We start from the raw sequence: 25,962 nt of genomic DNA, 5'->3' as shown, positions 1-25,962 counted from the left end.
CAGGCGGCCCAGGTGTTGAGTTTTCTGTTTCGGGATATATGCACGTGCGGTGAAGGGTTCCGTTCGCCAGAGCGTTGTCTTTATATGTCATCGCCACTCATGCGAACGTGCCAGGGGGCTTCGCCGCCCGCCCCCTGGCGACCCCGGCTCCCGGCTCGCAAAATCGGCCCCTTCAGGGCAAACCTTCCGGCCTGTCATCTGGCTTCGGGTCGGTCCTGACGGTGCATCCCTGCACCGACATGACCTCACGCCGGTTCCCTCCGGCGTGCCCCGGCCATCTGCCCGCCCGGAAGGCGATTTTGAGGCCGGATAAACGTCATCGCTAACAGGTTAATGAAAATAGTCCTGGTAGCGTCGCTGTAAAGACGGAACAGTCTTCGTGGTTTGCAGGGTAAGCAAGCGCCGCGCCACTCGCTGATTTTCTGGGGTAAGGAGAAATGACGGCGCTGCAGTACCCCGGCCGCTAAAGCGAGGCATTTCTTGCAACCAGAATAAAACGCTGAAGCGGAGGCAAGTCCGGCCTCAAAATCGCCTCAGCTTTTTCACGGTGGCCGGGGCGCACCGGTCGGACCCGGTGCGAGGGCATGTCGGCACAGGGACGTGCCGTCATGCCCGACCCGAAGCCAGCGGGGAAAAGATGAGGTCTCCCGCTCTAGCGGGCGATTTTGCGTGCCGGGAGCCGGGATTGTTAAGGGGGCGGCGGCAAGCCCCCTTAACACGTTCGCGTGAAGGAAGGGTGCATATGAAAACAACGCGCTGGCGAACGGAACCTTTCACTGCCCGTGCATACATCCTGAACCGCCCATGCATATACCCCAAGAGAGTAAGGCTCAGCGCCCGCGCATAACTCCCCCCGGGAACAAAGAAAACCGCCTCTCTAGCGACGATCCTTCCACACCGTCTGCACATTACAAAACTCGTGCAAACCGAAGTGCGAAAGCTCACGGCCAAAACCACTCTTCTTCACGCCGCCGAAGGCCACACGGGCGTCGCTGGCGCTGTAGCCATTAATAAACACCCCGCCGCACTCAAGCCTTGCCGCCAGCGCCTGTGCGTTGGCTTCATCCGCGGTGTAAATCGTGGCGGAAAGCCCGAAGTCGCTGTCGTTAGCCAGCGCCAGCGCATGCTCTGCATCGCGTGCGACGGTGATAGCCGCCACCGGGCCAAACATTTCCTGACGGAAGGCCGTCATCTCCGGCGTAACGTTCGCGAGCACGGTCGGCGCGTAGTAGTTGCCTGCACCAGCCACCTTTTCGCCGCCCAGCAGCAGCGTGGCGCCCTCTTTCAGCGTCGCCTGCACCTGGCTATCCAGCTCGTCACGCAAATCGAAGCGCGCCATCGGGCCAAGATAGGTTTTCTCATCCGTTGGGTTACCCATCGCCAGCGCCTGCGTAGCCGCGACAAATTTTTCCGTGAAGGCGTCGGCAATGCCTGCTTCAACAATAAACCGCTTGGCCGCCGCGCACACCTGCCCGGTGTTCTGGTAACGCCCCGCCACGGCGGCTTTCACCGCCTCATCCAGATCGGCATCGTTGAGCACGATGAACGGGTCGGAGCCGCCCAGTTCCAGCACGCATTTTTTCAGCGCCGCGCCCGCCTGCGCGCCAATCGCCGCACCGGCGCGTACGCTGCCCGTTACCGTTACCGCCGCAATGCGGTTGTCCTTAATCGCCGTGCTGACGCCTTCGTTAGTTGCGTTCACATAGTCGAACACGCCATCCGGCAAACCGGCGTCTTCGAAAATCTCGCCGATCAGCGCCGCGCAGCCCATCACGTTCGGCGCGTGCTTCAGCAGATAGGTGTTGCCAGCGAGAATAATCGGCACCGCGCCGCGCATAACCTGCCACAGCGGGAAGTTCCAGGGCATCACCGCCAGCACCGGGCCGAGCGGGCGGTATTCAATTACCGCGTTGTTGTTCTCAACCTGGGTCGGCTCGGTGGCCAGCATCGCCGGGCCGTGGTCGGCGTACCAGTCGCAAAGGCCTGCGGATTTCGCCACTTCGCCGCGCGCCTGGGCGATGGGTTTGCCCATCTCGGCGGTGATCATCTGCGCCATCTCTTCAGCGCGGGCCCGCAGCGCGGCGCCAAGGTCCCGCAGCTTTTGCGCGCGGTGTTCGACGCTCACGGTGCGCCAGTAGCGCCCGGCGTCCGCGACGCGGGCGATAGCGTGCTCAACATGTTCGGCAGTGGCGAAAGGATAAGCCGCCAGGGTTTCGCCGGTCGCCGGGTTAACAGAAATCGCGTGGGTTGCAGGTGAAATGGTCATAGGAACCTCGTTTTTATCATCAGTGTGGTTATATCCTGACCGCTTCCGTTATTTCTGAAAAGTGAATAATATTGACGACTCCTTTCACCAAACGAGAACACCATGGACCTGACGCAACTTGAGATGTTCAATGCGGTCGCCGAAACGGGCAGCATTACCGCCGCCGCGCAGCGGGTGCATCGCGTACCCTCTAACCTCACCACCCGCATTCGCCAGCTGGAAGAAGATTTGGGTGTCGAGCTGTTTATCCGCGAGAACCAGCGCCTGCGCCTTGCGCCTGCCGGGCACAGTTTTCTCGCCTACAGCAAACGCATTCTCGAGCTGGTGGCGGAGGCGCGCGAAGTGGTGTCGGGCGATGAGCCGCAGGGCATTTTCTCGCTGGGTTCGCTTGAGAGCACCGCCGCAGTGCGTATTCCCGACGTGCTGGCGACGTTTAACCAGCGCTACCCGAAGATCCAGTTCGACCTTGCCACTGGCCCCTCCGGCACCATGATTGACGGCGTGCTGGAAGGCACCCTGAGCGCCGCGTTTGTCGATGGCCCGGTGGCGCACCCGAGCCTTGAAGGGATGCCGGTCTATCGTGAGGAGATGATGATTGTCGCCCACGCCGGGCATGAGGAGATCCGACGCGCGCAGCAGGTAAACGGCGCGAGCATTTACGCGTTTCGCGCTAACTGCTCCTATCGCCGCCATTTCGAAAGCTGGTTCCAGGCGGACCACGCCATGCCGGGCAAAATTCATGAGATGGAGTCTTACCACGGCATGCTCGCCTGCGTGATTGCCGGCGCAGGGCTGGCGATGATGCCTAAACGGATGCTTGAGAGCATGCCCGGCAGCCACCAGGTGCAGGCGTGGCCGCTTGGCGAAAAGTGGCGCTGGATCAACACCTGGCTTATCTGGCGGCGCGGCGCGAAAACCCGCCAGCTGGAGGCGTTTACCGAGCTGCTGCCGCGCTGCGAGTGAGCGCTTTGCGCATAAACAGGCTCAGCGGGTCGGGCTGATAAGGCGCGAACGCGTCGGTCAGCTCATAACCGCAGCGGCGATAAAGCGTAATGGCGGCGGGCTGCTTGATGCCCGTTTCCAGACGCAGCGTATGGCAGCCCTGAGCGGCGGCCGCCTGCTCAAGCGACGCCAGCAGCCTTTCGCCCAGCCGCTGCCCGCGATGGCGAGGATCGATATAAACCCGCTTAATCTCGCCGAATCCGTCGCCAGAGACTAACACCGCGCCGCAGCCCACCGCGTCGTCCTGCGGCCCGCGGATGAGCCTGAAGATCAGCCCCTGCGCGTCGCTAAGGTCGGTCAGATGGTTGCTTTCCGCCGGATAAAGCTCGGTCTGCCAGGCATCCAGGGCAGCGATAAGCGCCTGGCTTTCAGACTGGGTCACTTTTGCAGGAATAATGCGGTACATACGCTCACCTTTCTATTTTTTTTCAGCAGATTACGAACCCTTCCCCCCTGCAGCAAGCCCCGGACCATAGCGTTTTCTTATCTTTGCCTTAAAGGCGCAATCAGCGTTTTTCCCGCGCCGACGTTAAGGGTAATCTTGCCGGTAGTCCCCATTAAAATCAGGAAGCATCATGAACACAAAACCCCGTAAGGTGATGATTATCGGCGCGGGCAATGTCGGCACCGCCGCCGCCTGGGCCTTGCTCAACCAGACGATTTGCGAGGAGCTTATCCTGGTGGACCTGGATAAAGCGCGTGTTGAAGGTCATTGCCAGGACCTAAGCGATGCCGCAGCCTACATGCCGGGCATGATAACCGTCTCCACCCGCGAAGCGAGCGACTGCGAGGATGTGGATATTGCGGTGATCACCGTCTCCGGCGGCCCGCTGAAGCCGGGCCAGACGCGCCTGGACGAGCTGACCAATACGGCGCGGATTATCAAAAACATCGTGCCGACGATGATGGCGAACGGCTTTAACGGCATCTTTCTCATCGCCACCAACCCCTGCGACATTATTACCTGGCAGGTCTGGAAGCTCTCCGGGCTGCCGCGCGGCCAGGTGCTGGGCACCGGCGTCTGGCTCGACACCACCCGCCTGCGCCGCACTCTTGCCGAGGCGCTGGATATCGGCCCGCAGTCCATCGACGCCTTTATCCTGGGCGAACATGGCGACACGCAGTTCCCGGTCTGGAGCCACTCTTCTGTTTATGGTTCGCCGATAGCGGATGTCTACCAGCGCAAAACCGGCAAGGCGCTGGATAAAGCGGCGCTAGCGGATTATGTGCGCCGCAAGGGCTTTGAGATTTACGCCCGCAAAGGCTGCACCGAGTTCGGCATCGCCGGCACTATTGCGGAAATCTGCCGCAATATCTTTACCGGCAGCCACCGGGCGCTGGCGGTCTCCTGCGTGTTGCAGGGGGAGTATGGCGTGGATGAGGTGGCGACGGGCGTGCCCGCCGTGCTGGCGCAAAGCGGCGTGCAGCAGATCATTGAGCTGAAGCTCGCGCCGGACGAAGAAGAGAAGTTTCGCCATTCGGTGGAGGTCATTAAGGCGAATATCGCCCGCCTGCCGTAAGAAACGCCCCGCCGGGTTGCGGGGCTATTTTATTAGCGCAGCATCACCTTGCCGATAAGATAGGTCGCCGCCTGGCCGCCAATCAGCACGCGGTCGCCATTCCACTGACAGCGCAGCTCGCCGCCACGCGCAGAGACTTGCTTTGCAAGCATCGTGGTTTTGCCAAGCTTGTCACCCCAGTAAGGAATAAGCATGCTGTGAGCGGAGCCGGTCACCGGGTCTTCCGCCACCGCTTCTCCCGGGCAGAAGAAACGGCTGACGAAATCGTACTGTTCGCCGGGCGCGGTGACGCAGACCATTTTTTCAAGCGGCAGCATGGCGTGAATATCCGGGCGCAGATTGCGCACCTGCATCTCATCTTTCAGCACCACCAGATAGTCGCGCCCCAGACGCACTTCTTCACAGCCGTTGATGCCGAGTGACTCAAGCAGCAACGGCGGCGCGTCGACGGGTTTTGTCTCCCAGGCGGGAAAATCGAGCGTCAGCCAATCGCCGTTGCGCGTCACTCTCAGCTCGCCGACAAAGCGCGTGGAGAAACGAATGTCGGTGTGCGGGTAGTCAAGGTGTTCAAAAATAACGTGCGCGGCGGCAAGCGTGGCGTGGCCGCACAGGTTGATTTCATACTGCGTGGTGAACCAGCGCAGCTCAAAGCCGCTGTCGGTTCGCACAAAAAACGCGGTTTCCGACTGGTTATGCTGTTTCGCCATCGCCAGCAACGTGGCGTCCGGCAGCCATTCCACGAGCGGGCAGACCGCCGCCGCGTTGCCGCCGAAGGTTTTCTGGCTGAACGCATCCACCATATAAAAGTCGATTGCCTGCATCGTCGTCTCCTCTTGTTATTCTGTTTGCCCTCTGAACATGACACGCCGCAACAGACGAGGCAAAAGATTCTTTATTTGCCGGGCATCCTGCTGCGAAGCCCCGTCCCGCGCCGCTTCGTCTGCGGTAAAAAATTGCGATCTGCGTCACAAAAACATTGTATTGCCCGCCGTGAAGGTTTTAAGATCGCCCTCTCTTCTTTGTTAACTTCAACCAGCGCGATATTTCCTATGACGATGAACAACACCGTTTCACGCAAAACCGCGTGGCTGCGCGTGGTTACGCTCGCTGTCGCGGCTTTTATTTTCAATACCACCGAATTTGTGCCGGTCGGTCTGCTCTCGGACATCGCGCACAGCTTCGGCATGGAATCCGCCCAGGCGGGCATCATGCTGACCATCTATGCGTGGGTGGTGGCGCTGATGTCGCTGCCGTTTATGCTGCTGACAAGCCAGGTTGAGCGTCGCAAGCTGCTGATTGCGCTCTTTGCGGTCTTTGTGGCAAGCCACCTGCTGTCGTTTCTCGCCTGGAACTTCACGGTGCTGGTGATAAGCCGCGTCGGCATCGCCTTCGCGCACGCTATTTTCTGGTCGATTACCGCCTCGCTCGCTATTCGCCTGGCGCCGCCGGGCAAACGCGCCCAGGCGCTGAGCCTGATAGCCACCGGCACCGCGCTCGCCTCGGTGCTTGGTCTGCCTATCGGGCGCATCATCGGGCAGTACTTTGGCTGGCGCACCACCTTCTTCGCCATCGGCCTTGGCGCGCTCGTCACTATGGTCTGCCTGATGAAGCTGTTGCCGAAGATGCCAAGCGAACATTCCGGCTCGCTGAAAAGCCTGCCGGTGCTGTTCCGCCGCGCGGCGCTGCTGTGCATCTACGTGCTGACGGCCGTGGTGGTGACGGCGCATTTCACCGCCTACAGCTATATTGAGCCGTTCGTGCAGAACATTGCCGGCCTGAGCGAAAACTTCGCCACCTTCCTGCTGCTGGTGCTTGGCAGCGCGGGGATTATCGGCAGCCTGATCTTCGGCAAGCTCGGCAACCTGCACGCCTCCACGCTTATCAGCAGCGCCATCGGCGTGCTGGTTATCTGCCTGCTGTTGCTGCTGCCTGCGGCCACCAGCGCGGTGAACCTGACGGTGCTGAGCATCTTCTGGGGCATCGCCATCATGCTGATAGGCCTTGGCATGCAGGTGAAAGTGCTGGCGCTGGCGCCGGACGCCACCGATGTGGCGATGTCGCTCTTCTCCGGCATCTTTAACATCGGCATCGGCGCAGGCGCGCTGGTGGGCAACCAGGTGAGCCTGCATCTCTCGATGTCTTCGGTGGGCTATATTGGCGCCATCCCGGCGCTGGCCGCGCTGGCGTGGGCCGTGGTGATTTTCCGCCGCTGGCCGGTGGTGCTTGAAGAACAGCCTCAGCACAACCACAGCGCGAGCGAATCAGCCCGCGTTTAAGAGCGCGTTTATCACGCCCTCCTGCCAGCGGAACCACGGGTTCCCTGTCAGGCGGGCGTAAATTTTCCTTCCCTCTCGATATCCCCGCAGGCGTGAAACGCCCGCGCCGTATCCGATAACGCGGCTGGCGGGATGCGTAACGCGCTTATTCAGGTTATCGACAATCCAGCCGCGAGTTTGCGGCTGATACCCCGCCAGAAAAACCCGGGTCAGGCTTCGCCTCTTCGCGCCTTAATGATACGTGGAGATAAGCTCCAGCACGCCGTTAATAATGAACTGCACGCCCATGCAGACCAGCAGGAACCCCATCAGCCTTGAGATAGCCTCGATGCCGCCCTTGCCTACCAGCCGCATTACGCCGCCGGAGCTGCGCAGGCAGATCCACAAAATGAGGCTCACCACGAGGAAAATCAGCGGCGGCGCGACGCTAATCACCCAGGCGGGAAACCCTTCGCCGTGGCGCACGGTGGAGGCGGAGCTGATTATCATGGCGATGGTGCCAGGGCCTGCGGTGCTCGGCATCGCCAGCGGCACAAACGCGATGCTCGCTTCAGGCTCCCGGGCCAGCTCTTCCGATTTGCTCTGCACTTCCGGCGCATGGTGCCCTTTCTGCGGCGGAAAGAGCATACGAAAGCCGATAAAGGCTACAATCAACCCGCCGGCGATACGCAGCCCCGGAATGGAAATGCCGAACGTGTCCATGACCAGCTGGCCGGCGTACCATGCCACCATCATGATGATGAAGACATAAAACGAGGCCATTTTCGCTTCACGGTTACGCTCTTCACGGCTCATGTTGCCTGCCAGCCCAAGGAAAAGCGCGACCGTCGTCAGCGGGTTCGCCAGCGGCAGAAGCACCACCAGCCCAAGCCCGAGCGCCTTAAATAAATCCACCATGGTTATTCTCCTCTTCTTCTTTTTGCAGTGTTGAGCTTGCGAAGCCACCGCAGGCCGCACCCCGTTTTCACCCGCCTGACTTCACAGCGATATTCCACTGCTTAAACCTATCACAACGATACAGCAAACCCATTAAAGCCGTGAATTTCAGTGAATAAGCCTCACTTTTCTTACGGCAGCAGCAGCAAAACGGCGACAAATTGAGTCGTTTTAACAGATCGTGTGATCGGCAATTTCATTCATTTGACTTATGCTTGCCTGGGCAATAATATCTGCCGTGACTAATCTACTTGCCTGAGCAACTATCGTGAAAAACACCAGCGATCTGTTTAACGACATTATCCCTCTTGGGCGTCTGATTCACATGGTGAACCAGAAGAAGGATCGCTTGCTCAACGATTATCTCTCTCCGCTGGATGTGACCGCGACGCAATTTAAAGTGTTGTGCTCCATTCGCTGCGAAGTCTGCATCACGCCGGTAGAGCTGAAAAAAGTCTTATCCGTGGACTTAGGGGCGCTCACCCGCATGCTGGATCGTCTGGCGTGCAAGGGCTGGATAGAGCGCCTGCCCAACCCCAATGACAAGCGCGGCGTGCTGATTAAGCTTACGCCGGAAGGCGCATCGCTGTGCGAAACCTGTCATCAACTGGTTGGGCTTAACCTGCATCAAGAATTAACAAAAAACCTGACGGCAGAAGAAGTGGCAACCCTTGAATACCTGCTCAAAAAGGTACTGCCTTAACAAAAAAGAGGTATGACGATGTCCAGACGCAATAATGATGCCATTACTATTCATAGCATTTTGGACTGGATCGAAGAGAATCTGGAAACCCCGCTGTCGCTGGAGAAAGTCTCCCAGCGCTCCGGCTATTCCAAATGGCACCTGCAAAGAATGTTCAAGAAAGAGACCGGCCATTCGCTCGGTCAGTACATTCGTAACCGCAAACTGACGGAAATCGCCCGTAAGCTTAAGCAGAGCAACGAGCCGATACTTTATCTGGCGGAACGCTATGGGTTTGAGTCGCAGCAGACGCTGACCCGGACGTTTAAAAACTATTTCTCCGTGCCGCCGCATAAGTATCGCGTGACTAATATGCCGGGCGAAGCGAAGTATCTGCATCCGCTAAATCATTAACAGCGACAGGCGTGAGCCTGCCGGTTTTAGTATCGCCGTCTGAGAAGACGTAACCGAGGAAATCATGAAACGTATTGCAAGCGCTACTCTGTTTTTGCTGGCGCTGGCCTCTGCTGGCGCTATGGCGGATCAAAACACCGCGCTGAGCCATAAAACGGACCGCGATGCGATGGTCCTGCCTTCCGCCACCAACCAGTCGCCCTTTGATTTTAACCACCGGGGCGCCGGCAGCGATAAATCCGACGAGTTAGGCGTTCCCTATTACAACGCCTCTCGCTAAACCTCTTGCCCGGCTGTCGCCGGGCTTTTTTTATCCTTACGCCCGCGCCGCCCGCCGGACGCGAAAGCCGAACACATTGATGTACAGCCCCGCCATAATCAGCAACGCGCCCAGCAACTGCAAAACGCTTAGCGTTTCGCCAAGCAGCAGCGCCGCGCTGGCAAGCCCCACGACAGGCACCAACAGCGAGAGTGGCGCCACGCGCCAGGTTTCATAGCGTCCGAGCAGCGTGCCCCAGATGCCGTAGCCCACAATGGTGGCGATAAACGCCAGGTAGACCAGCGAAAGCACCGTGGTGACATCCAGCGACACCAGGCTTTGCAGCATCACCGCCGGACCGTCGAAAATCAGGCTGGCGACGAAAAACGGGACGATGGGCACCAGCGCGCTCCAGACCACCAGCGACATGATGGCTGGCGGTTGCGGCAACTGCATAATTTTCTTGTTGAAGATATTGCCGCAGGCCCAGCTCAGCGCGGCGGCGAGCGTCAGCATAAAGCCGAGCAGCGCCACATGCTGGCCGCTCAGGCTGCCTTCAACCAGCACCAGCACGCCAAACACCGCAAGCGTTATCCCCGCCACCTGCTTCAGCTGCAGTCGCTCCCGGAAGACAAATGCGCCAAGAATGATGGTGAAGAACGCCTGCGCCTGTAATACCAGCGAAGCGAGTCCGGCAGGCATACCGAAGTTAATGGCGCAGAAGAGAAACGCGAATTGCCCGAAGCTGATGGTCAGGCCATAGCCCAGCAGCAAAGAGAGCGGCACTTTCGGGCGCGCCACAACGAGCAGCGCAGGAAACGCCACCAGCAGAAAACGCAGCCCCGCCAGCATCAGCGGCGGCATCGAGTGCAGACCCACTTTTATTACAACGAAATTCAACCCCCATGCCACCACCACCAGCAACGCCAGCAGCCCGTCTTTACGCGTCATACCCCTGCCCCTGTCTTTATTAAAATTTTGTTAATACTTCACCATACCGGAATCGGATGATGAGAGACAGATCACTAATTTATGGGAGGCAAAAAGGCGCGGCAGAACGCGTTTTGGAGTGTACAGCCTTTAAAGCGCATGTTATTGCTTAAAAAAACGAATCATGGCTTCTGCAGCCGCTCTCTCCTCCCGTTAAAAAGATAAGAAAATGCTCTCGAAAAAGAATAAATCGACCGCCACGCTGCTTTTCTCTTCTCTGTTGCTGACTATTGGACGCGGCGCCACGCTGCCCTTTATGGCGATTTATCTGTCGAAGGCTTATCAGATGTCTGTTGATGGCGTGGGTGCGGCATTGAGCCTCGCCATGACGCTTGGCGTGCTGTTCAGCTTAGGCTTCGGCGTGCTGGCGGACCGTTTTGATAAAAAGCGCTATATGCTGATAGCCATCGCGATATTTATCGCAGGCTTCGCCGCCATTCCGCTTGCGGGCAACGCCACGCTGGTAGTCCTGCTCTTTGCGACCATCAACTGCGCTTACTCGGTGTTCTCCACCGTGCTGAAAAGCTATTTTTCCGACACCCTGAGCGTGAGCGCCCGGGCGCGGATTTTTTCCCTTAACTACACCTTCGTCAACATCGGCTGGACCATCGGCCCGCCGATAGCCACCTGGCTTGTGCTTTACGGGTTGAATATGCCTTTCTGGCTGGCTGCGTTCACCGCAACGATGGCGTTAGTGATGATCTTGCTGTTTGTCCTGCGCGTCTCCTCGATGGCGGGCGCCGGCTCGGCGCCTGCGGCTGCGCCGCCGCTTTCTCTACTGTGGCGCGACCAGCGGCTGCTCTGGTTTACCGGCTCGGCGTTTCTGGGGTCGCTGGTGGCGGGGTCGTTCGCTATCTGTATTTCCCAGTACGTTTTAACCTTTTCCGACAGCGCGCTGGCCCAGCAGGTGGTCGCCGTGGTGCTGCCCGTTAACGCCGTTCTGGTGGTTTCGCTGCAGTACTTCGTGGGCAAGCACATTCGCGCCGATAACATTCGTCGGCTGATGTTTTACGGCACGCTCTGCTTCATGCTGGGGCTGGCCGGGTTTCTCTTTTCCGGCACGTCGCTCTGGATGTGGGGGCTGGCGGCAGCCATCTTCACCGTGGGCGAAGTGATTTATGTGCCGGGCGAATACATGCTTATCGACAATATCGCGCCGCCGGGCCTGAAAGCGGGCTACTTCTCGGTACAGTCGCTCGGCTGGCTGGGGGCGGCGTGTAATCCGCTCTTTACCGGCGTGATGCTGACCAACTTTCCCGCCTGGTCGCTGTTTGCGGCGCTGATGGTCTGCTCGTTAATCGCGTATCTGATGATGCTGAAAGGCATGCGCGTGAAGCCGGTGGGGGTAATGCAGGCGGGCTAGATCCGTTTATCAATTTGATTATAAACGGCATTACGTTCTCTTTTACCAACACTGAGTACCAGTACGGTAATGGTTTCATCCTTAACCTGATAAACCAGCCGATAGCCTGAGGCGCGTTGTTTGATTTTGTAGCAATCTTTGTAGCCATGCAGGCGGGCGGCAGGAACACGGGGATGTTCCAGCCGCTTCGCCAGCGCTTTTTTAAACTCTTCGCGGACGTTATGCCCAAGCTTCTTCCACTCCGCCAGGGCATGCACTTCAAAAAATAACTTATAAGTCATCCAGGTTGACCTCAACCGTATCGCCGTTTTTACGCGCCTCGACAATTTTCGCCAGTTCCGCGTCTTCAGCTAGCTCCATCAAATACGCGTAGAGCGCGGGCGGCACGCAATAAAAGGCAGGCTCATTACGGTTAAGGATAACCACAGCATCGCCGTCCCCTTCCTGCACTGTACCCATTGGGTTTCGCTTGAGATCGGTGATGCTGGCGGCGGTATGGGCCAGAATTCGAAAAGGCATAGTCACTCTCCTCTTAAAGCACTCAATATAACACTTTAAGAGAGGCTTCAAAAAGCACCTTTTAAATCGCCACCAGCCCTCGCACCCCGTCGGTTTCCATATTTTCACCCTGCCCGCGCTGGACTATCGCGCCGCGGGACATCACCAGATAGTTATCGGCAAGGCCGGCGGCGAAATCATAAAACTGCTCTACCAGCAAAATAGCCATATCGCCCCGTGAGGCGAGCTGGCGGATAACCGCGCCAATCTCTTTAATAACCGAAGGCTGGATCCCTTCGGTTGGCTCATCAAGGATTAACAGTTGCGGACGACAGGCGAGCGCGCGACCGATGGCGAGCTGCTGTTGCTGACCGCCGGAGAGATCGCCGCCCCGGCGCTGCTTCATCTCTTTAAGCACCGGGAACAGCGCGTAAATCTCCTCCGGCACCGCTTTCGCCTGCGCGCCGTTAAAGCGCGACAGCCCCATCAGCAGGTTCTCCTCCACCGTCAGGCGCGGGAAAATCTCGCGCCCCTGCGGCACATAAGCAATGCCTGCCTGCACGCGCTGGTGCGGCTTGTATCGCGTAATGGCTTTGCCCTGCCAGTTCACCGCGCCGGTGCGCGCCGGCACGAGCCCCATCAAACATTTCAGCAGCGTGCTTTTACCCACGCCGTTGCGCCCGAGCAGGCAGGTTACTTCGCCGATACGAGCCTCAAACGAGACGCCGCGAAGGATATGGCTACCGCCGTAGTACTGGTTTATTTCACTCACTTCTAACATCGCGGCTCCTTAGCGTCCGAGATAGACCTCAATCACCTGCTCGTTCTGCTGCACCTCTTTGAGCGAGCCTTCCGCCAGCACCTGCCCCTGATGCAGCACCGTCACCCGGTCGGCAATGGTTTCCACAAAACCCATATCGTGCTCCACCACCATCAGCGAGTGTTTGCCGGCCAGCTCGCGAAACAGCTCAGCGGTGTATTCGGTTTCCGCATCCGTCATGCCTGCCGCGGGCTCGTCCAGCAACAGCAGGTGCGGATCCTGAATCAGCAGCATGCCGATTTCCAGAAACTGCTTCTGGCCGTGGGAAAGCGCCCCCGCCTGTCGGCCCCGCTCCGCGCCAAGGCGAAGCGTGGCGAGCATGGCGTCGATACGGTCACGCTGTTCACAGCCAAGCTTTGCCCGCAGGCTCGCCCAGACCGACTTGTCGCCCTTTTGCGCAATCTCCAGGTTTTCAAACACCGTGAGCGCTTCAAACACTGTCGGCTTCTGAAATTTTCGCCCGATGCCTTTCTGCGCGATGGTGATAGGGTCGAGCGAGGTTAAATCGCTGGACTGATCGTAAATCGCCCTGCCGCTTTGCGGCCGCGTTTTCCCGGTGATGACATCCATCAGCGTGGTTTTCCCCGCGCCGTTCGGGCCTATCACACAGCGCAGTTCCCCTACGCCGATGTTCAGCGTTAAGTTCGTCAGCGCCTGAAAACCGTCGAAGTTGACGTTGATGTTCTCAAGCTGCAACACCGGGTCGGTCTGTTCCCGGAAGCGATCCGTCAGGTGCTGACGGGTAAAAAGCCCTTCATCCGGCTGCATTATTTTTCTCCTCTACGAAGCAAGCCAATCACCCCGCGCGGCAAAAAGAGCGTGACGAGAATAAAAATCAGCCCGAGAAAGAGCTGCCAGTACTCCGGCATCAGCACGGTGAAAAAACTCTTCGCGCCGTTAACCGCCAGCGCGCCGATTACCGGCCCCACCAGCGAGCCGCGCCCGCCGAGCGCCACCCAGATGGCGGCTTCGATAGAGTTGGTTGGCGACATCTCGCCGGGGTTGATTATCCCCACCTGCGGCACATAGAGCGCGCCCGCAAGCCCGCAGAGCACGGCGGAGAGCGTCCAGACCAGCAGCTTAAAGCCGCGCGGGTCGTAGCCGCAGAACATCAGCCTGTTTTCCGCGTCGCGCACCGCCGTCAACACGCGGCCAAACTTGCTGCGCGCAAGCGTAAACCCCAACGCCAGGCTCAGCAGCAACAGCAGCACGGTGGCGATAAACAGCGCGATGCGCGTGCCGGTCGCGGTAATGGAAAAGCCAAGCAGCGTGGTGAAGCCGGTAAAGCCGTTATTGCCGCCAAAGCCGGTCTCATTGCGAAAGAACAGCAGCATGCCGGCAAAGGTCAGCGCCTGGGTCATGATGGAGAAATAGACCCCTTTGATTTTGGAGCGAAAGGCGAACCAGCCGAAAAGCAGCGCCAGCCCGCCCGGAATGAGCACCACCAGCGCCATCGCCCAGGCAAAGTGTTGCGTACCCCACCAGAACCAGGGCAGCTCGCTCCAGGAGAGAAACGACATAAATGCAGGCAACCCTTCGCCCGCCGCCTGGCGCATCAGGTACATGCCCATCGCATAGCCGCCGAGCGCGAAGAAAAGCCCGTGGCCGAGCGACAGCATGCCGGCGTAGCCCCAGACCAGATCCAGCGCCACCGCGACGGTGGCGTAGCAGAGCATTTTGCCAAGCAGCGTCAGCGTATAGGTGGAGAGGCTCAGCGGATGGCTTGCAGGCAGCAGCGCCAGAAATGGCAGCAGCAACAGCGCCGCCAGCAGCAGGCCGCCAAGCCACAGGCTCAGGCGCGGCGCCTTACGCGCAAGTGTTAACGTAAGTGGCTGGCTCATTAGTCGATGACCCTCCCTTTCAGGGCGAACAGCCCCTGCGGACGCTTCTGAATAAACAGCACGATCAGCACCAGAATCAGGATCTTGCCAAGCACGGCGCCGGTCTGCGGTTCGAGAATTTTATTGAAGATGCCAAGGCCGAAGGCGGCGGCCACGCTGCCGGCAAGCTGGCCGACGCCGCCCAGCACCACCACCAGGAACGAGTCGATGATATACCCCTGGCCGAGCTCCGGCCCGACGTTGCCAAGCTGCGAGAGCGCCACGCCGCCGAGGCCCGCAATGCCGGAGCCAAGGCCAAAGGCCAGCATATCGACGCGCCCGGTAGGTACGCCGCAGCAGGCAGCCATGGACCGGTTTTGCGTCACCGCGCGCACGTTCATGCCAAGGCGGGTTTTGTTGAGGATGAGCCAGGTAAAAAAGAGCACCAGCAGCACAAAACCAATCACCACCACGCGGTTCCAGGGCAGGATGAGGTTAGGCAACAGCTGCACGCCGCCCGAAAGCCACGCCGGGTTCGCCACCTCGACGTTCTGCGCGCCAAAGGCCATCCGCACCAGCTGAATCAGCATCAGGCTGATGCCCCAGGTGGCGAGCAGCGTCTCCAGCGGGCGGCCATAGAGATGGCGAATAACGGTGCGCTCAAGCATCATGCCTACCCCGGCAGTGACCAGAAAAGCGACCGGCAGAGCGAAAACCGGATAAAGAAAAAGCCACTGCGGGGCAAGCTGCGCAACGGCGTTCTGAACAAGCCAGGTGGAGTAAGCGCCGAGCATGAGCATCTCGCCATGCGCCATGTTAATGACCCCAAGCAGGCCATACGTGATGGCAAGCCCCAGCGCCGCCAGCAGCAAAATGGAGCCGAGCGAAAGCCCCATAAACGCCTGGCCGAGCAGTTCCCCCAGCCACAGCCGGTGCTGGATGATGCGCAGGCTTTCCGTCGCCGCGTCGCGCACGCGGGCGTCCGGCTCGTGGCTGGCGTCGGTAAAGGGTTGCAGCCGCGCCTGGGTTTCCGGGTCGGCCGACTCTCCCAGCAGCGTGACGGCATTAAGGCGCACCGCGGCGTCGGGGCTTGCCAGCTGGAGCGCGGCAAGCGCGCTTGCCAGCGCCGATTTCACACGCGCATCGGGTTCTGTTTTGTAGCGCGCCGCCAGCAATGGCAGCATATCAGGCGTCGCATCGCGACCCAGCGCCTGTGCGGCCCGCAATCTTTGCGTGACGTTGTCACTTACCAGTCGGTGGCTTGCCAGCGCGCCCGCTACCAGATTGCGCAGACGATTTGTCAGACGCAGCTTTTTAACCTCGCCCTGCGGCGCTTGCGCCGAACCAAGCGGCGTTAATGCATCGCCGGTTTGCGCGAAAGGGTGTTTTTCGCCATCCAGCACCACGCTCTCCTGCGCCAGCGCGGCGAGCAGCGGGATACGGGCGGCATCCGGCGCGGCGGCCCAACGCTCCAGCAGCACCGTTTGCTGCGAACGGCTGGCGGCGGCGAAGGCGTCGGCGTCCGCGGCGTTGGCCAGACAGGGCAGCAGCCAGACGGCCATTATCAGCCAGCGTATCAGTTTCATAATGGTCTCCTTGTGAGCCCGTATAACGTGCAGGGCCTGTGGTGGGCGAGCTTTGCTTACCCGTCCACTGGCGCGGCGGCGTGAAAATGGCCGTTCACCCCGGTCCTCTCCCCAAAGGGGCGAGGGAGAAAAACGAGCAGGCCAGGGCCGTCCCGCCCCTCCTGCGTCGACCGCTTCCCTCTCCCCGCTGGGGAGAGGGTCAGGGTGCGAAGAAGCCGACCTGTAAACGGCAAATTAGTTGCTGGCGGTCTTGATCGGCTGGTCCGATTTTTTATCGTTGCCCGGAATGTACGGGCTCCAGGGCTGGGCGCGAACCGGCTCGTCGGTCTGCCACACCACGTTAAACTGACCGTTGCTTTCAATTTCGCCAATCATGACCGGCTTGTGCAGATGATGGTTGGTGGCGTCCATGGTCAGGGTAAAGCCCGAAGGCGCTTTGAAGGATTGCCCCGCCATCGCCGCGCGCACCTTGTCCACATCCGTCGTGCCCGCTTTTTCCACCGCCTGCGCCCACATATGGATGCCGACATACGTCGCCTCCATCGGGTCGTTGGTCACCACGGTATCGGCGTTCGGCAGCTTGTGCGCTTTCGCGTAAGCCTTGTAATCCGCCACAAACTTCTGGTTCGCCGGGTTATCCACTGACTCGAAGTAGTTCCAGGCCGCGAGGTTGCCGACCAGCGGTTTGGCGTCGATGCCGCGCAGCTCCTCTTCGCCGACCGAGAAGGCCACTACCGGCACGTCGGTCGCCTTCAGCCCCTGGTTGGCCAGCTCTTTGTAGAACGGCACGTTAGAGTCGCCGTTAATAGTGGAAACCACGGCGGTTTTGCCGCCTGCGGAGAATTTCTTGATATTGGCGACGATGGTCTGGTAGTCGCTGTAGCCAAACGGCGTATAGACCTCTTCAATGTCTTTATCCTGAACCCCTTTGGAATGCAGGAAGGCGCGCAGGATTTTATTGGTGGTGCGGGGGTAGACATAGTCGGTGCCGAGCAGGAAGAAGCGCTTCGCGCTGCCGCCATCTTCGCTCATCAGGTATTCCACCGCCGGGATAGCCTGCTGGTTCGGCGCGGCGCCGGTATAAAAGACGTTGGGCGACATCTCCTCGCCTTCATACTGCACCGGGTAGAACAGTAAGCCATTGAGCTCTTCAAACACCGGCAACACCGATTTGCGGGAAACGGAGGTCCAGCAGCCGAAGACGGCGGCGACTTTATCCTGCGTCAGCAGCTGGCGGGCTTTTTCGGCGAACAGCGGCCAGTTGGAGGCCGGGTCGACCACCACCGGCTCGAGCTTTTTGCCCAGCACCCCGCCTTTGGCGTTGATCTCATCGATGGTCATCAGCGCCACGTCTTTGAGCGGCGTTTCGGAGATGGCCATGGTGCCGGACAGCGAATGCATAATGCCGACTTTAATGGTTTCGGCGGCCTGCGCGCTGAAGGCGAACCCCATGCTGACCACCGACGCGGAAAGGGCAAAAGCTTTTAACAAGGTACGACGATGCATAACGATGACTCCCATAGTGTGTGCTGTGTGTACGGTTAATCTCGCGTCTCCCGCCGCGCCTGGTGCAGCGCGTGGAGCGTAATTTTGCGAACCTCTTTCTGGCTTTGGGCGATATGGTCGTGCAGCCGGGCGCGGGCCTCCTTCAGATTGCGTTCGAGAATGGCGAGCAGGATCTGGCCGTGCTCGGCGTAAGTGGCGCTGATGCGCGACGCCTGGGTGAAATCCATGCGGCGCACGATGCGAATTTTCTCGGTCACGTCGCGATGAACCCGCGCCATCTCCGGGTTGCCCGCCGCATCCAGCAGCGTCATATGAAACTGCTCGTCAAAACTCGCGACGGTCGCCCAGTCGGCGAGCGGCGGGCTCTCTATCCAGATGTGCCTGAGCATCTGCAGCGGCAGCGGACGCACGTCGGCGGGCAGCGCGCAAAGCCGCCCGACCGCCTCCATTTCCAGCACCACGCGCAGGTCGTAGAGCGCCTCAAGATGGTCGAAATCAATGGGCCGCACCTGCCAGCCGCTGCGCGGCTGCACGTCGAGATAGCCTTCCTGTTCGAGCCGGTGCAGCGCCTGACGCACCGGCGTGCGGCTCGCGCCCATCCGCGCCGCGAGGTCGTTTTCGCTGAAGCGATCGCCCGGCAGCAGCAGGAACTCGAAAATCTCCTGTTTCAGCAGTCGGTAGATACGCTCGCCCTGTCCCTCCGCGCGGCGTTGACCGGGTTGTTCTGACGTTTGCCAGGTTGGCTGCATGTGCGTTCTCTCTGTTTGCGCGGGCGGCGCGTTGCCCGCCCGCGGCCTGTTCGGGCTCAGGGTTCACTATCAGCTTGCGATATCGAGCCACAGCAGCGCGTCGCCGGGACCCACGGGCCGCCCCTGCTGGCAACTGATGCGCGAGACGGTGCCGTCGCAAGGCGCATGGACCATCAGCTCCATTTTCATCGCCTCCACGACCACCAGCGGCTCGCCCTGACGCACGCTCTGGCCCGGCTCGACGAGGATCTTCCAGATGTTGCCGTTGAGATCGGCGCTCACCAGATGACCGGTCTGATCCTCTTCGATCACTTCCTCGGCCTGCAGCGCCCGCTCTACCGCCGCGCTCTCCTGCGCCTGCCAGTGCGCCACTTCGGCGCTGAAGGCCGCCTGCTGGCGTTCGCGGAACGCGGCGATGTCGTCAGCGTTTTCATCAAGGAAACGGCGGTAAGCGGCGAAATCGAACTCGCTCTCTTCAATGCGGATCTGCGCGCGGCCTTCGCGGAAAGCGTCGCGCAGCGCCGTCAGCTCCGCCTCGCTCACCGGGTAGAAGCGCACCTGGTCGAAAAACGTCAGCAGCCACGGCGCCTCGCCAAACTGGGCGTTTTTCAGGAACTTGTTCCAGATAGGCAGCGTGCGCCCCACCAACTGATAGCCGCCGGGGGAGTCCATGCCGTAAATGCACATATACATGCCGCCAATGCCCACGGTGCCTTCGGCAGTCCAGGTGCGCGCCGGGTTATATTTCGAACTGAGCAGGCGGTGGCGCGGGTCAACCGGCACCGCGCAGGGCGCGCCGAGATAAACGTCGCCAAGCCCCAGAACAAGATAGCTCGCGTCGAAAATGATCCGCTGCACCTCATCACGGCTGGAAAGCCCGTTGGCGCGGCAGATGAAATCGGCGTTGTTCGGCAGCCACGGCGCTTCGCTTCTCACCGTTTGCTGATAACGCTCCACGGCGGCAAGGGTCGCGCTGTCTTCAAAGGCCATCGGCAGATGGACGATGCGCGACGGAATTTTCAGCTCGCTGACGTCGCCGAGCTGTTTCTCAAGGCCAAGCAGCAGCGTCATCAGCTGCGTTTGCGAAATGCGCTGGCTGTCGTAGCGCACCTGTAAAGAACGCACGCCCGGTGAAAGCTCCTCGACGCCCGCCACGCCGCTTGCGCGGATCGCCTGCATCAGCAGATGCACCCGCAGGCGCAGCGCCAGATCCATCACGTTGTCGCCATACTCGATCAGGATGTAGTTATCGCCCGCCTGTCGCCACACCGCGGCAGGGAGCCCGTTCTGCGCGGGCACTTCGGCTAAAATCGCCGCGCTCGAGGTGGCGCTGGGGGCAGTGGAAACACGGCCATCCGGCAGCGCGCCCACGGCGCAGAGGTTGGTTACCGCCACCTGCTGCGCTATCTCCAGCGACTGGGCGTGCTCAAAGCTGACGGGATGAAAGCGAATGCGGTCGCCAGGCTTTACCTGCCCCACCTTCCACAGCTCCGCTTTCGCGATAGTCACCGGGCAGACGAAGCCGCCGAGGCTTGGGCCGTCACGGGTGAGGATCACCGGGAAATCGCCGGTGAAGTTAATCGCCCCGATGGCGTATTCGCAGTCATGCACGTTTGAGGGGTGCAGCCCCGCTTCGCCGCCATCCGCCCGGGTCCACTCCGGTTTCGGCCCCACCAGCCGCACGCCAAGGCGGTTAGAGTTGTAGTGCACCTGCCATTCGGCGTCGAAAAAGGCGTTCATCGATGCCGGGGTGAAGAAATCCGGCGCGCCGTGCGGCCCGTAAAGCACGCCGATATCCCACACCTCGCCATAGTGTGGCAGCAGCGCCGGCTCCGGCTTTTGCGGCAGCGCGATGGGCGGCGGCGTGGTGCAGGCGGCGAGTTCCGGGCGCGAGATAGCCAGAATGTCCGCCACCTTCAGCGTGCGTCCGGCGTGGCCGCCGAACTGCCCAAGGGCGAAGGTGGAACGGCTGCCGAGGTATACCGGCACGTCAATGCCGTTGCGCACCGCAAGATAGGTGCGACAGCCCGCGCGGGCGCGACCGAGCGTCAGCGTCTGCCCCGCTTTCACCACCACCGGCTGCCAGTACTCCACCGGTTCGTCATCCAGCGTCGCCGGGCAATCGGCGCCCGTCAGCGCGATGGTGGCGTCGCTGTGAAAACGCAGCGTCGGCCCCTGCAGGGTAAATTCCAGCCCGGCGGCGTCCGGATGGTTGCCGACAATGCGGTTGGCCAGTCGAAAGGCGAAATCGTCCATCGGCCCTGAAGGCGGCACGCCGATGTCCCAGTAACCGGTACGGCCCGGATAATCCTGCACGCTGCTCCAGGTGCCCGGCTCCAGCACTTCGATGGCGTGAGCCTCATAGCTCACCTCATCAAGCAGCCGCGTCCACATAACGCCCGCGTTGAACTCCGGCAGCGTCACAATCTGGCGCAGGTAATCGAGGTTGGTGGCGATGCCGTGCAGGCGGGTGGCGTTAAGCGCGGCGTTGAGTTTTTCAAGCGCCTGCTGACGGTCTTCGCCGTGCACGATGATTTTGGCGATCATCGGATCGTAAAAGGCGCTCACCTCCGAACCGGTTGATACCCAGCCGTCCACCCGCACATCGGACGGGAAAGAGACATCAGTCAGAACGCCTGGGCTTGGCTGAAAGTTTTTCAGCGGATCTTCTGCATACAGGCGCACTTCAATGGCCGCCCCCTGCGGCGCGCGGTCGAGCGCCGCCCACGCCAGCGGTTCGCCCGCCGCGACGTTAACCATGCACTCGATAAGATCCAGTCCGGTAACGCATTCGGTCACCGGGTGCTCTACCTGTAAACGGGTATTGACCTCAAGGAACCAGAACTCATCGCTGCGGGCGTCGTAAATAAACTCCACGGTGCCTGCGCTGCGGTAGTTGACCGATTCGCCAAGGGCGACCGCCGCCGCGTGCAGCGCGTCGCGCGTCGCCTGCGGCAGGTTGGGCGCCGGGGTCTCCTCCACCACTTTCTGGTTGCGGCGCTGCAGCGAACAGTCGCGCTCGCCGAGCGCCGCCACGCGTCCTTTGCCGTCGCCTAAAATCTGCACCTCAAGATGACGGGCGCGATCGACGAAGCGCTCCAGGAAGACGCCGTCATCGCTGAAAAACTGTTGCCCCTGGCGCTTCACGCTTTCCCACGCTTCCCGCAGCGCAACGTCGTCGGCGCAGCGGGTCAGGCCGATGCCGCCGCCACCGGCGGTGGTCTTCAGCATCACCGGATAACCTATCTCCGCCGCCGCAAGGCAGGCTTCTTCCAGCGTCTGTAAAAGCCCCGTGCCGGGCGTCATCGGCACCCCGGCTTTGCTGGCAAGCGCGCGGGCGCTGTGCTTCAAGCCAAAGTCGGCAATCTGTTGCGGGGTGGGGCCGATAAAGACCAGCCCGGCCGCCTCGCAGGCGGCGGCGAACTCCGCCCGTTCAGAGAGAAAACCGTAGCCGGGGAAAATCGCCTGCGCCCCGCTCGCTTTCGCGGCGCTGAGGATTTTATCGACGTCGAGATAGCTTTCGCTCGCCTTCTCGCCGCCCAGCGCGATGGCGATATCGGCATCGGTAACGTGCTGCGCGTTGCGGTCCGCATCGGAATAGACCGCGACGCTTTTAATACCCATTTTCTTCAGGGTGCGAATGGCGCGACAGGCGATTTCGCCCCGGTTGGCGATTAAGACGGTGGTAAACATAGGCTCTCCTCAGGCGCTCTGGTGACGGGCGAGCCAGGCTTTCCAGCCGCCCCAGGGGGTGATATCCGCGGCGTCAGTCAGCGCCTGCGGCTCGCAAATAAACCCTTTCACCAGGCGCCCGTCGGCAAGCGTGAGCGTGCCGATGCCGAGCGGCGCGGGGATCTCCGCCACAAATTCCCCAAAACGGGCGAGCGGGATGTCCCACAGCTCCACCGCAATCGGCGCTCCCCCGGACATGCGCGCAAGGCCAGGCTTCGGCGGCGTGGTATTGGCAAGCGCATAGAGCCGGTAGCTGGCGTCGGTGGTGGTCTCTTCAATAAAGACCGCGTCGCGGGTGGTGAGCTGGAAATTAAGCGGCATGCCGCGCAGGTGCGCGCCGACCACCGCCAGGCGGACATGCGCGTCGCTGCGCAAGGCGGGCTGCGGCGCAGGCAGCGCTTTGTTCGTCGCGCCGAGCGGCAGCATCACGGCCTGCTGCCAGAGCACGCCAAAATGGGCCAGCGCTGCATCACGCCAGGCAGGGGCAATCAGCGTGATGCCCGCCGGCAGGCCGTCGTCGCGGAAATCGCCCGGCAGCGCCAGCGCGCAGAGGTCGGCAAGGTTGGTGAAGTTGGTGTAGTAGCCAAAGTGCGAGTTGTAGCGCACAGGCTCCTCTTTCATCTCTTCGAGCGTATGAATGGTTGGCGATGTCGGCACCACCAGCGCATCGAAATCAGCAAGTTGCGACTGGATAAGGCGTGAAAGCGCCGCACGGGCGTACTCGGCCCGCCAGGCGTCGCAGGCGCTAAAGCGCAACCCGCTTTCCACAATGCCGCGCACCGTCGGGTCCATCGCCTCCGGCTGACTTTGCAGGATAGCGCCTACCGCCACGGTGCGCTCCGCGACCCATGCGCCGGCGTAAAGCTGCTCCGCCAGTTCGCGAAACGGCGTGAAATCAATTGGCACCAGCTGTGCGCCAAGCGCCTGCAGACGCGCCACGCTTTTCTCAAACGCCGTCTGACTCTGGCTGTCGCCGTAGAACTCCAGCGTATCCGGGATGGCGAGACGGGGCGTCGCGGCGAAACGGGCGGGCGCAGTGTGCGGGTTGGCACGGGAATAGGCATCCTGCTCGTCGTAACCGCCCGCAATGCGCGCCACGGTATAAGCATCTTCAACGGTCAGCGCAAAGACCGAAACGCAGTCGTTCAGGCGGCAGGCGGGCACCACGCCGTGGGTGGAGAGCCAGCCTTTGGTGGGCTTCAGCCCGACAATATTGTTAAAGCCCGCCGGAACGCGCCCGGAACCGGCGGTATCGGTGCCCAGCGCGAACGCCGCAAGGCCGCGGGCGACGACCGAGGCGGAGCCGGAACTGGAGCCGCCGCTGACGTAGTCCGCATTAAACGTATTCGGCACCGCGCCATAAGGCGAACGGGTGCCCACCAGCCCGGTTGCGAACTGATCGAGGTTGGTTTTGCCAATGGCGATGGCGCCTGCGGCCTTGAGCTTCGCCACGACGGTCGCGTCCTGCTCCGCCAACCGGGTAAAGGCGGGACAAGCCGCGCTGGTGGGCATCTGCGCCACATCGATATTATCTTTCACCGCGAAGGGCACGCCGAAGAGCGGGAAATCCTCCAGCGTTTTTTCACCCGACGCCAGCGCCGTTAACAGGCGCTCAATCTGGCTTACGATAAGCGGCTGGGTGGCTTTGAAGATCCACGCCGGATCGTTATTTTCTTCGGTTGTATTAAACGCGGCGTAGATTTCCGTAATACGTTTCGGGTCGTTAAGAAATTCCCTGCGCCATTCAGTAAGGGTTAATGGCGAAAAAAGCGGTTGCGCGATTGTCATCTGCTGGCATCCCATCTGGTATACAAGATGAGATAGCTTTAGCAATTACAATGCCATAATTAATAAAATTATATTTTTCAAACAGATATTTAAAAATGATGGAAGCGTAGATTTATTTATTTTTATTACAAAGCATGAATAAAAAGGAATCGGGTGCGGCAATAGTGCAAAGGTGCTTCATAAATGTGCAAGGCCATGCCGCATAATTAAATAAGATGGAGGAGCAGGCTGGGAATAATCATTTCTTATAGGTTCAGGGCTGGCGGAAATAGTAAAGAGAGCGTCCCATGAACGGGCCAGGTAACGGCAATCCCACCGACCTGTAGCCAGATGACAGAACGAAAGATTTGTCCGGCAAGGGGCGCTTTTGCGAGCCGGGATGGCTAAAAGGGCTGCGGCGAGCCCTCTTAGCAGGTTTACGGGAAAGAAGGAGGCGCAGGTCGCCAATGCCCGGATGAACGAAACCCTTTACCGCCCTGCCACTCTCCCCAGCCTGGCGAAGATGCTGGCGGAGGGTTTATCCGCCCTACGTCAACCTGACATGCGGGCCGCCTGGTCTCCTCATGCCCGCCCTTCTTTCAACAATTGCTGAATCACCCTTTCCTGTTCCGCATAATTCCCTTCGCCAAACGCGGTATAGCGTAGCTGCCCGTGCGCATCAAAAAGATAATGCGCAGGCCAGTACTGGTTGCCGAAGCGGTTCCAGATGTTGTAGTGGTTGTCCGCCACCACCGCGTAGGGCAATTGCCACTGTGCGATGGCGCGCTTCACGGCATTGACGTCACGCTCCCACGGATATTCTGGCGTATGCACGCCGACCACCACCAACCCCTCAGCCTTATACTTATTGGCCCACTCTCTTACGTGCGGCAAGGTGTGCTGGCAATTAATGCAGTCGTAAGTCCAGAAATCCACCAGCACCACTTTGCCTTTGAGCGCATCGCGGTTCAACGGCGCGCCGTTCAGCCAGGCGGTGCCGCCATCGAGCGAGGGTAAGGCGCTGGAGGTTTGCGGCATCACCACCGGTTCGAGGCGAACCTTTGTCGTCGGCTCAGGCGCCCACTGGCTCAGGCGCTGTTCCAGGCGCTGCACAAACACCGGTCCATTTTGCAGCAGGTTTTGCGAACCGCTGGCTATCAACGCCACCGAGGCCAGCATCAGCACGCCCGCGACCTGCCGCAAACGGGCGGTGAAGGCCAGACCAGGGCGCAGACGGGCGGTCAGCCCACGGCCGGCGAAAGAGAGCAAAGCCAGCATCAGCGCCGCGCCGCTGCCGTACGCCGCCAGCAACACGCCCACTGCAAGCGGTTTTTCTCCTGTCGCCGCCAGGCTCAGAATCGCTCCCAGCACCGGTCCGGCGCAGGGCGACCACAGCATGCCCGTGGCTATCCCCGCGAGCAGCGCAGCCGGTAAGCCGCCACGGCGCTGGCTGGCGTCATTTATCTGGTTGCCAAGCGCAATGAACGGCCGGGCGGCGAGTTGCGCTATGCGCGGCGACAACAGCGTCAACGCAGTAACGGCAAGAAACGCCAGCGCGACCCAGCGCCCCACCGCAGTGATGCGGACTACCCAGTGGCTGGCTACGGACACCAGCAGCGCGACGACGGTAAACATCAGCACCATGCCGCCCAGCAACGCCAGCAGTTGCGCCTTGCTCCCACGTGCGCTGGCGAAAACAAACGGAATCACTGGTAACGTGCAGGGGCTGAGCAGCGTCAACATCCCCGCCAGGAATGCAATTGTCAGTGTCATAAA

The 25,962-nt window shown here is 60.5% G+C and carries 23 protein-coding genes; 7 read left to right on the top strand and 16 right to left on the bottom strand.

The genetic code is table 11. The annotated features are described in order from the left end of the window. Positions 1–877 precede the first annotated feature (877 nt). Positions 878–2,266 carry a succinate-semialdehyde dehydrogenase gene (gene sad, locus MT962_RS06770; RefSeq protein ID WP_247365232.1) on the bottom strand — a complete coding sequence of 463 codons (1,389 nt, stop codon included), beginning with the start codon at positions 2,264–2,266 and terminating at the stop codon, positions 878–880. Between the two features lie 102 nt (positions 2,267–2,368). Here sad and MT962_RS06765 point away from each other — a divergent pair, with 102 nt between their 5' ends. Next, positions 2,369–3,229, top strand: coding sequence for a LysR family transcriptional regulator (locus tag MT962_RS06765; RefSeq protein ID WP_024558382.1), 861 nt, complete (start codon positions 2,369–2,371; stop codon positions 3,227–3,229). On the opposite strand, the gene MT962_RS06760 is transcribed toward MT962_RS06765, so the two are convergent. Further along, a complete protein-coding gene (locus MT962_RS06760; RefSeq protein WP_247365230.1) occupies positions 3,201–3,674 on the bottom strand; it encodes a GNAT family N-acetyltransferase in 474 nt (157 codons plus the stop codon). The two genes, MT962_RS06765 and MT962_RS06760, sit on opposite strands and share 29 nt — an antisense overlap. Before the next feature lie 169 nt (positions 3,675–3,843). Between MT962_RS06760 and MT962_RS06755 the strand changes: the two genes are divergently transcribed. Further along, positions 3,844–4,788 (top strand): L-lactate dehydrogenase, encoded by a 945-nt coding sequence (locus tag MT962_RS06755; protein ID WP_024558380.1) that lies wholly within the window; start codon positions 3,844–3,846, stop codon positions 4,786–4,788. A 32-nt stretch (positions 4,789–4,820) separates the two neighbouring features. Here the strand turns inward: MT962_RS06755 and MT962_RS06750 are convergent, their stop codons facing one another. Next, positions 4,821–5,609, bottom strand: coding sequence for a PhzF family phenazine biosynthesis protein (locus MT962_RS06750; protein WP_028019927.1), 789 nt, complete (start codon positions 5,607–5,609; stop codon positions 4,821–4,823). Positions 5,610–5,837: 228 nt separating this feature from the next. Here MT962_RS06750 and MT962_RS06745 point away from each other — a divergent pair, with 228 nt between their 5' ends. Then, positions 5,838–7,064 carry a sugar transporter gene (locus MT962_RS06745; RefSeq protein WP_247365227.1) on the top strand — a complete coding sequence of 409 codons (1,227 nt, stop codon included), beginning with the start codon at positions 5,838–5,840 and terminating at the stop codon, positions 7,062–7,064. A 231-nt stretch (positions 7,065–7,295) separates the two neighbouring features. Here MT962_RS06745 and MT962_RS06740 read toward each other — a convergent pair whose 3' ends face one another. After that, a complete protein-coding gene (locus tag MT962_RS06740; RefSeq protein ID WP_024561285.1) occupies positions 7,296–7,961 on the bottom strand; it encodes a MarC family NAAT transporter in 666 nt (221 codons plus the stop codon). Between the two features lie 307 nt (positions 7,962–8,268). Between MT962_RS06740 and marR the strand changes: the two genes are divergently transcribed. From marR to marB, 3 genes are all read left to right on the top strand, one after another. After that, on the top strand, positions 8,269–8,703 hold the full coding sequence (gene marR / locus MT962_RS06735) for a multiple antibiotic resistance transcriptional regulator MarR (protein WP_024558376.1): 435 nt from the start codon (positions 8,269–8,271) through the stop codon (positions 8,701–8,703). Positions 8,704–8,721: 18 nt separating this feature from the next. Next, positions 8,722–9,096, top strand: a complete 375-nt coding sequence (gene marA / locus MT962_RS06730; RefSeq protein WP_024555053.1) for an MDR efflux pump AcrAB transcriptional activator MarA — start codon at positions 8,722–8,724, stop codon at positions 9,094–9,096. A 64-nt stretch (positions 9,097–9,160) separates the two neighbouring features. After that, positions 9,161–9,376, top strand: a complete 216-nt coding sequence (gene marB / locus MT962_RS06725) for a multiple antibiotic resistance protein MarB (protein ID WP_024558375.1) — start codon at positions 9,161–9,163, stop codon at positions 9,374–9,376. A 36-nt stretch (positions 9,377–9,412) separates the two neighbouring features. On the opposite strand, the gene eamA is transcribed toward marB, so the two are convergent. After that, on the bottom strand, positions 9,413–10,306 hold the full coding sequence (eamA, locus tag MT962_RS06720; RefSeq protein WP_024561286.1) for an O-acetylserine/cysteine exporter: 894 nt from the start codon (positions 10,304–10,306) through the stop codon (positions 9,413–9,415). Between the two features lie 208 nt (positions 10,307–10,514). Between eamA and ydeE the strand changes: the two genes are divergently transcribed. Further along, positions 10,515–11,708, top strand: a complete 1,194-nt coding sequence (ydeE, locus tag MT962_RS06715) for an efflux MFS transporter YdeE (protein WP_048887878.1) — start codon at positions 10,515–10,517, stop codon at positions 11,706–11,708. Here ydeE and MT962_RS06710 read toward each other — a convergent pair. The 11 genes from MT962_RS06710 to MT962_RS06660 all read right to left on the bottom strand — a co-directional run bounded on the left by MT962_RS06710 (position 11,705) and on the right by MT962_RS06660 (position 25,959). Then, a complete protein-coding gene (locus MT962_RS06710) occupies positions 11,705–11,989 on the bottom strand; it encodes a type II toxin-antitoxin system RelE/ParE family toxin (RefSeq protein ID WP_188723479.1) in 285 nt (94 codons plus the stop codon). The two genes, ydeE and MT962_RS06710, sit on opposite strands and share 4 nt — an antisense overlap. Further along, positions 11,979–12,227 (bottom strand): type II toxin-antitoxin system Phd/YefM family antitoxin, encoded by a 249-nt coding sequence (locus MT962_RS06705; RefSeq protein WP_024558371.1) that lies wholly within the window; start codon positions 12,225–12,227, stop codon positions 11,979–11,981. Before MT962_RS06705 ends, MT962_RS06710 begins: the two co-directional genes overlap by 11 nt. A gap of 61 nt (positions 12,228–12,288) precedes the next feature. Further along, entirely contained in the window at positions 12,289–12,987 is a 699-nt protein-coding gene (gene urtE, locus MT962_RS06700) for an urea ABC transporter ATP-binding subunit UrtE (protein WP_048887877.1), read from the bottom strand. A gap of 9 nt (positions 12,988–12,996) precedes the next feature. After that, on the bottom strand, positions 12,997–13,794 hold the full coding sequence (gene urtD / locus MT962_RS06695) for an urea ABC transporter ATP-binding protein UrtD (RefSeq protein WP_024558369.1): 798 nt from the start codon (positions 13,792–13,794) through the stop codon (positions 12,997–12,999). Then, positions 13,794–14,867 (bottom strand): urea ABC transporter permease subunit UrtC, encoded by a 1,074-nt coding sequence (gene urtC / locus MT962_RS06690; RefSeq protein ID WP_024558368.1) that lies wholly within the window; start codon positions 14,865–14,867, stop codon positions 13,794–13,796. Before urtC ends, urtD begins: the two co-directional genes overlap by 1 nt. Continuing rightward, the gene (urtB, locus tag MT962_RS06685; RefSeq protein ID WP_247365225.1) at positions 14,867–16,432 is read right to left on the bottom strand and encodes an urea ABC transporter permease subunit UrtB; all 1,566 of its coding nucleotides are present in this window, start codon (positions 16,430–16,432) and stop codon (positions 14,867–14,869) included. The genes urtC and urtB overlap by 1 nt, the downstream gene beginning before the upstream one ends. A 234-nt stretch (positions 16,433–16,666) precedes the next feature. Continuing rightward, on the bottom strand, positions 16,667–17,938 hold the full coding sequence (gene urtA, locus MT962_RS06680) for an urea ABC transporter substrate-binding protein (protein ID WP_024558366.1): 1,272 nt from the start codon (positions 17,936–17,938) through the stop codon (positions 16,667–16,669). A 35-nt stretch (positions 17,939–17,973) separates the two neighbouring features. Next, on the bottom strand, positions 17,974–18,687 hold the full coding sequence (locus tag MT962_RS06675) for a GntR family transcriptional regulator (protein WP_024558365.1): 714 nt from the start codon (positions 18,685–18,687) through the stop codon (positions 17,974–17,976). A 69-nt stretch (positions 18,688–18,756) separates the two neighbouring features. Next, the gene (uca, locus tag MT962_RS06670) at positions 18,757–22,380 is read right to left on the bottom strand and encodes an urea carboxylase (RefSeq protein WP_247365223.1); all 3,624 of its coding nucleotides are present in this window, start codon (positions 22,378–22,380) and stop codon (positions 18,757–18,759) included. Positions 22,381–22,389: 9 nt separating this feature from the next. Beyond that, complete coding sequence (gene atzF, locus MT962_RS06665; protein WP_247365221.1) at positions 22,390–24,207, bottom strand: allophanate hydrolase; 1,818 nt, start codon at positions 24,205–24,207, stop codon at positions 22,390–22,392. Positions 24,208–24,768: 561 nt separating this feature from the next. Further along, positions 24,769–25,959, bottom strand: coding sequence for a cytochrome c biogenesis protein/redoxin (locus MT962_RS06660; RefSeq protein ID WP_247365220.1), 1,191 nt, complete (start codon positions 25,957–25,959; stop codon positions 24,769–24,771). Positions 25,960–25,962: the final 3 nt, after the last annotated feature.

The sequence above is a fragment of the Franconibacter sp. IITDAS19 genome (assembly GCF_023079515.1).
In the GTDB taxonomy this organism is placed as follows: domain Bacteria; phylum Pseudomonadota; class Gammaproteobacteria; order Enterobacterales; family Enterobacteriaceae; genus Franconibacter; species Franconibacter pulveris.
Note: the sequence above shows the minus strand (reverse complement) of the source record. Positions and strands in the feature narration are given on the sequence as shown.

Excerpts from the sequence above, each read along its gene's own strand:
- sad (WP_247365232.1), bottom strand. The coding sequence starts at position 2,266 with ATGACCATTTCACCTGCAACCCACGCGATTTCTGTTAACCCGGCGACC.
- MT962_RS06765 (WP_024558382.1), top strand. The coding sequence starts at position 2,369 with ATGGACCTGACGCAACTTGAGATGTTCAATGCGGTCGCCGAAACGGGC.
- MT962_RS06760 (WP_247365230.1), bottom strand. The coding sequence starts at position 3,674 with ATGTACCGCATTATTCCTGCAAAAGTGACCCAGTCTGAAAGCCAGGCG.
- MT962_RS06755 (WP_024558380.1), top strand. The coding sequence starts at position 3,844 with ATGAACACAAAACCCCGTAAGGTGATGATTATCGGCGCGGGCAATGTC.
- MT962_RS06750 (WP_028019927.1), bottom strand. The coding sequence starts at position 5,609 with ATGCAGGCAATCGACTTTTATATGGTGGATGCGTTCAGCCAGAAAACC.
- MT962_RS06745 (WP_247365227.1), top strand. The coding sequence starts at position 5,838 with ATGACGATGAACAACACCGTTTCACGCAAAACCGCGTGGCTGCGCGTG.
- MT962_RS06740 (WP_024561285.1), bottom strand. The coding sequence starts at position 7,961 with ATGGTGGATTTATTTAAGGCGCTCGGGCTTGGGCTGGTGGTGCTTCTG.
- marA (WP_024555053.1), top strand. The coding sequence starts at position 8,722 with ATGTCCAGACGCAATAATGATGCCATTACTATTCATAGCATTTTGGAC.
- marB (WP_024558375.1), top strand. The coding sequence starts at position 9,161 with ATGAAACGTATTGCAAGCGCTACTCTGTTTTTGCTGGCGCTGGCCTCT.
- eamA (WP_024561286.1), bottom strand. The coding sequence starts at position 10,306 with ATGACGCGTAAAGACGGGCTGCTGGCGTTGCTGGTGGTGGTGGCATGG.
- ydeE (WP_048887878.1), top strand. The coding sequence starts at position 10,515 with ATGCTCTCGAAAAAGAATAAATCGACCGCCACGCTGCTTTTCTCTTCT.
- MT962_RS06710 (WP_188723479.1), bottom strand. The coding sequence starts at position 11,989 with ATGACTTATAAGTTATTTTTTGAAGTGCATGCCCTGGCGGAGTGGAAG.
- MT962_RS06705 (WP_024558371.1), bottom strand. The coding sequence starts at position 12,227 with ATGCCTTTTCGAATTCTGGCCCATACCGCCGCCAGCATCACCGATCTC.
- urtE (WP_048887877.1), bottom strand. The coding sequence starts at position 12,987 with ATGTTAGAAGTGAGTGAAATAAACCAGTACTACGGCGGTAGCCATATC.
- urtD (WP_024558369.1), bottom strand. The coding sequence starts at position 13,794 with ATGCAGCCGGATGAAGGGCTTTTTACCCGTCAGCACCTGACGGATCGC.
- urtC (WP_024558368.1), bottom strand. The coding sequence starts at position 14,867 with ATGAGCCAGCCACTTACGTTAACACTTGCGCGTAAGGCGCCGCGCCTG.
- urtB (WP_247365225.1), bottom strand. The coding sequence starts at position 16,432 with ATGAAACTGATACGCTGGCTGATAATGGCCGTCTGGCTGCTGCCCTGT.
- urtA (WP_024558366.1), bottom strand. The coding sequence starts at position 17,938 with ATGCATCGTCGTACCTTGTTAAAAGCTTTTGCCCTTTCCGCGTCGGTG.
- MT962_RS06675 (WP_024558365.1), bottom strand. The coding sequence starts at position 18,687 with ATGCAGCCAACCTGGCAAACGTCAGAACAACCCGGTCAACGCCGCGCG.
- uca (WP_247365223.1), bottom strand. The coding sequence starts at position 22,380 with ATGTTTACCACCGTCTTAATCGCCAACCGGGGCGAAATCGCCTGTCGC.
- atzF (WP_247365221.1), bottom strand. The coding sequence starts at position 24,207 with ATGACAATCGCGCAACCGCTTTTTTCGCCATTAACCCTTACTGAATGG.
- MT962_RS06660 (WP_247365220.1), bottom strand. The coding sequence starts at position 25,959 with ATGACACTGACAATTGCATTCCTGGCGGGGATGTTGACGCTGCTCAGC.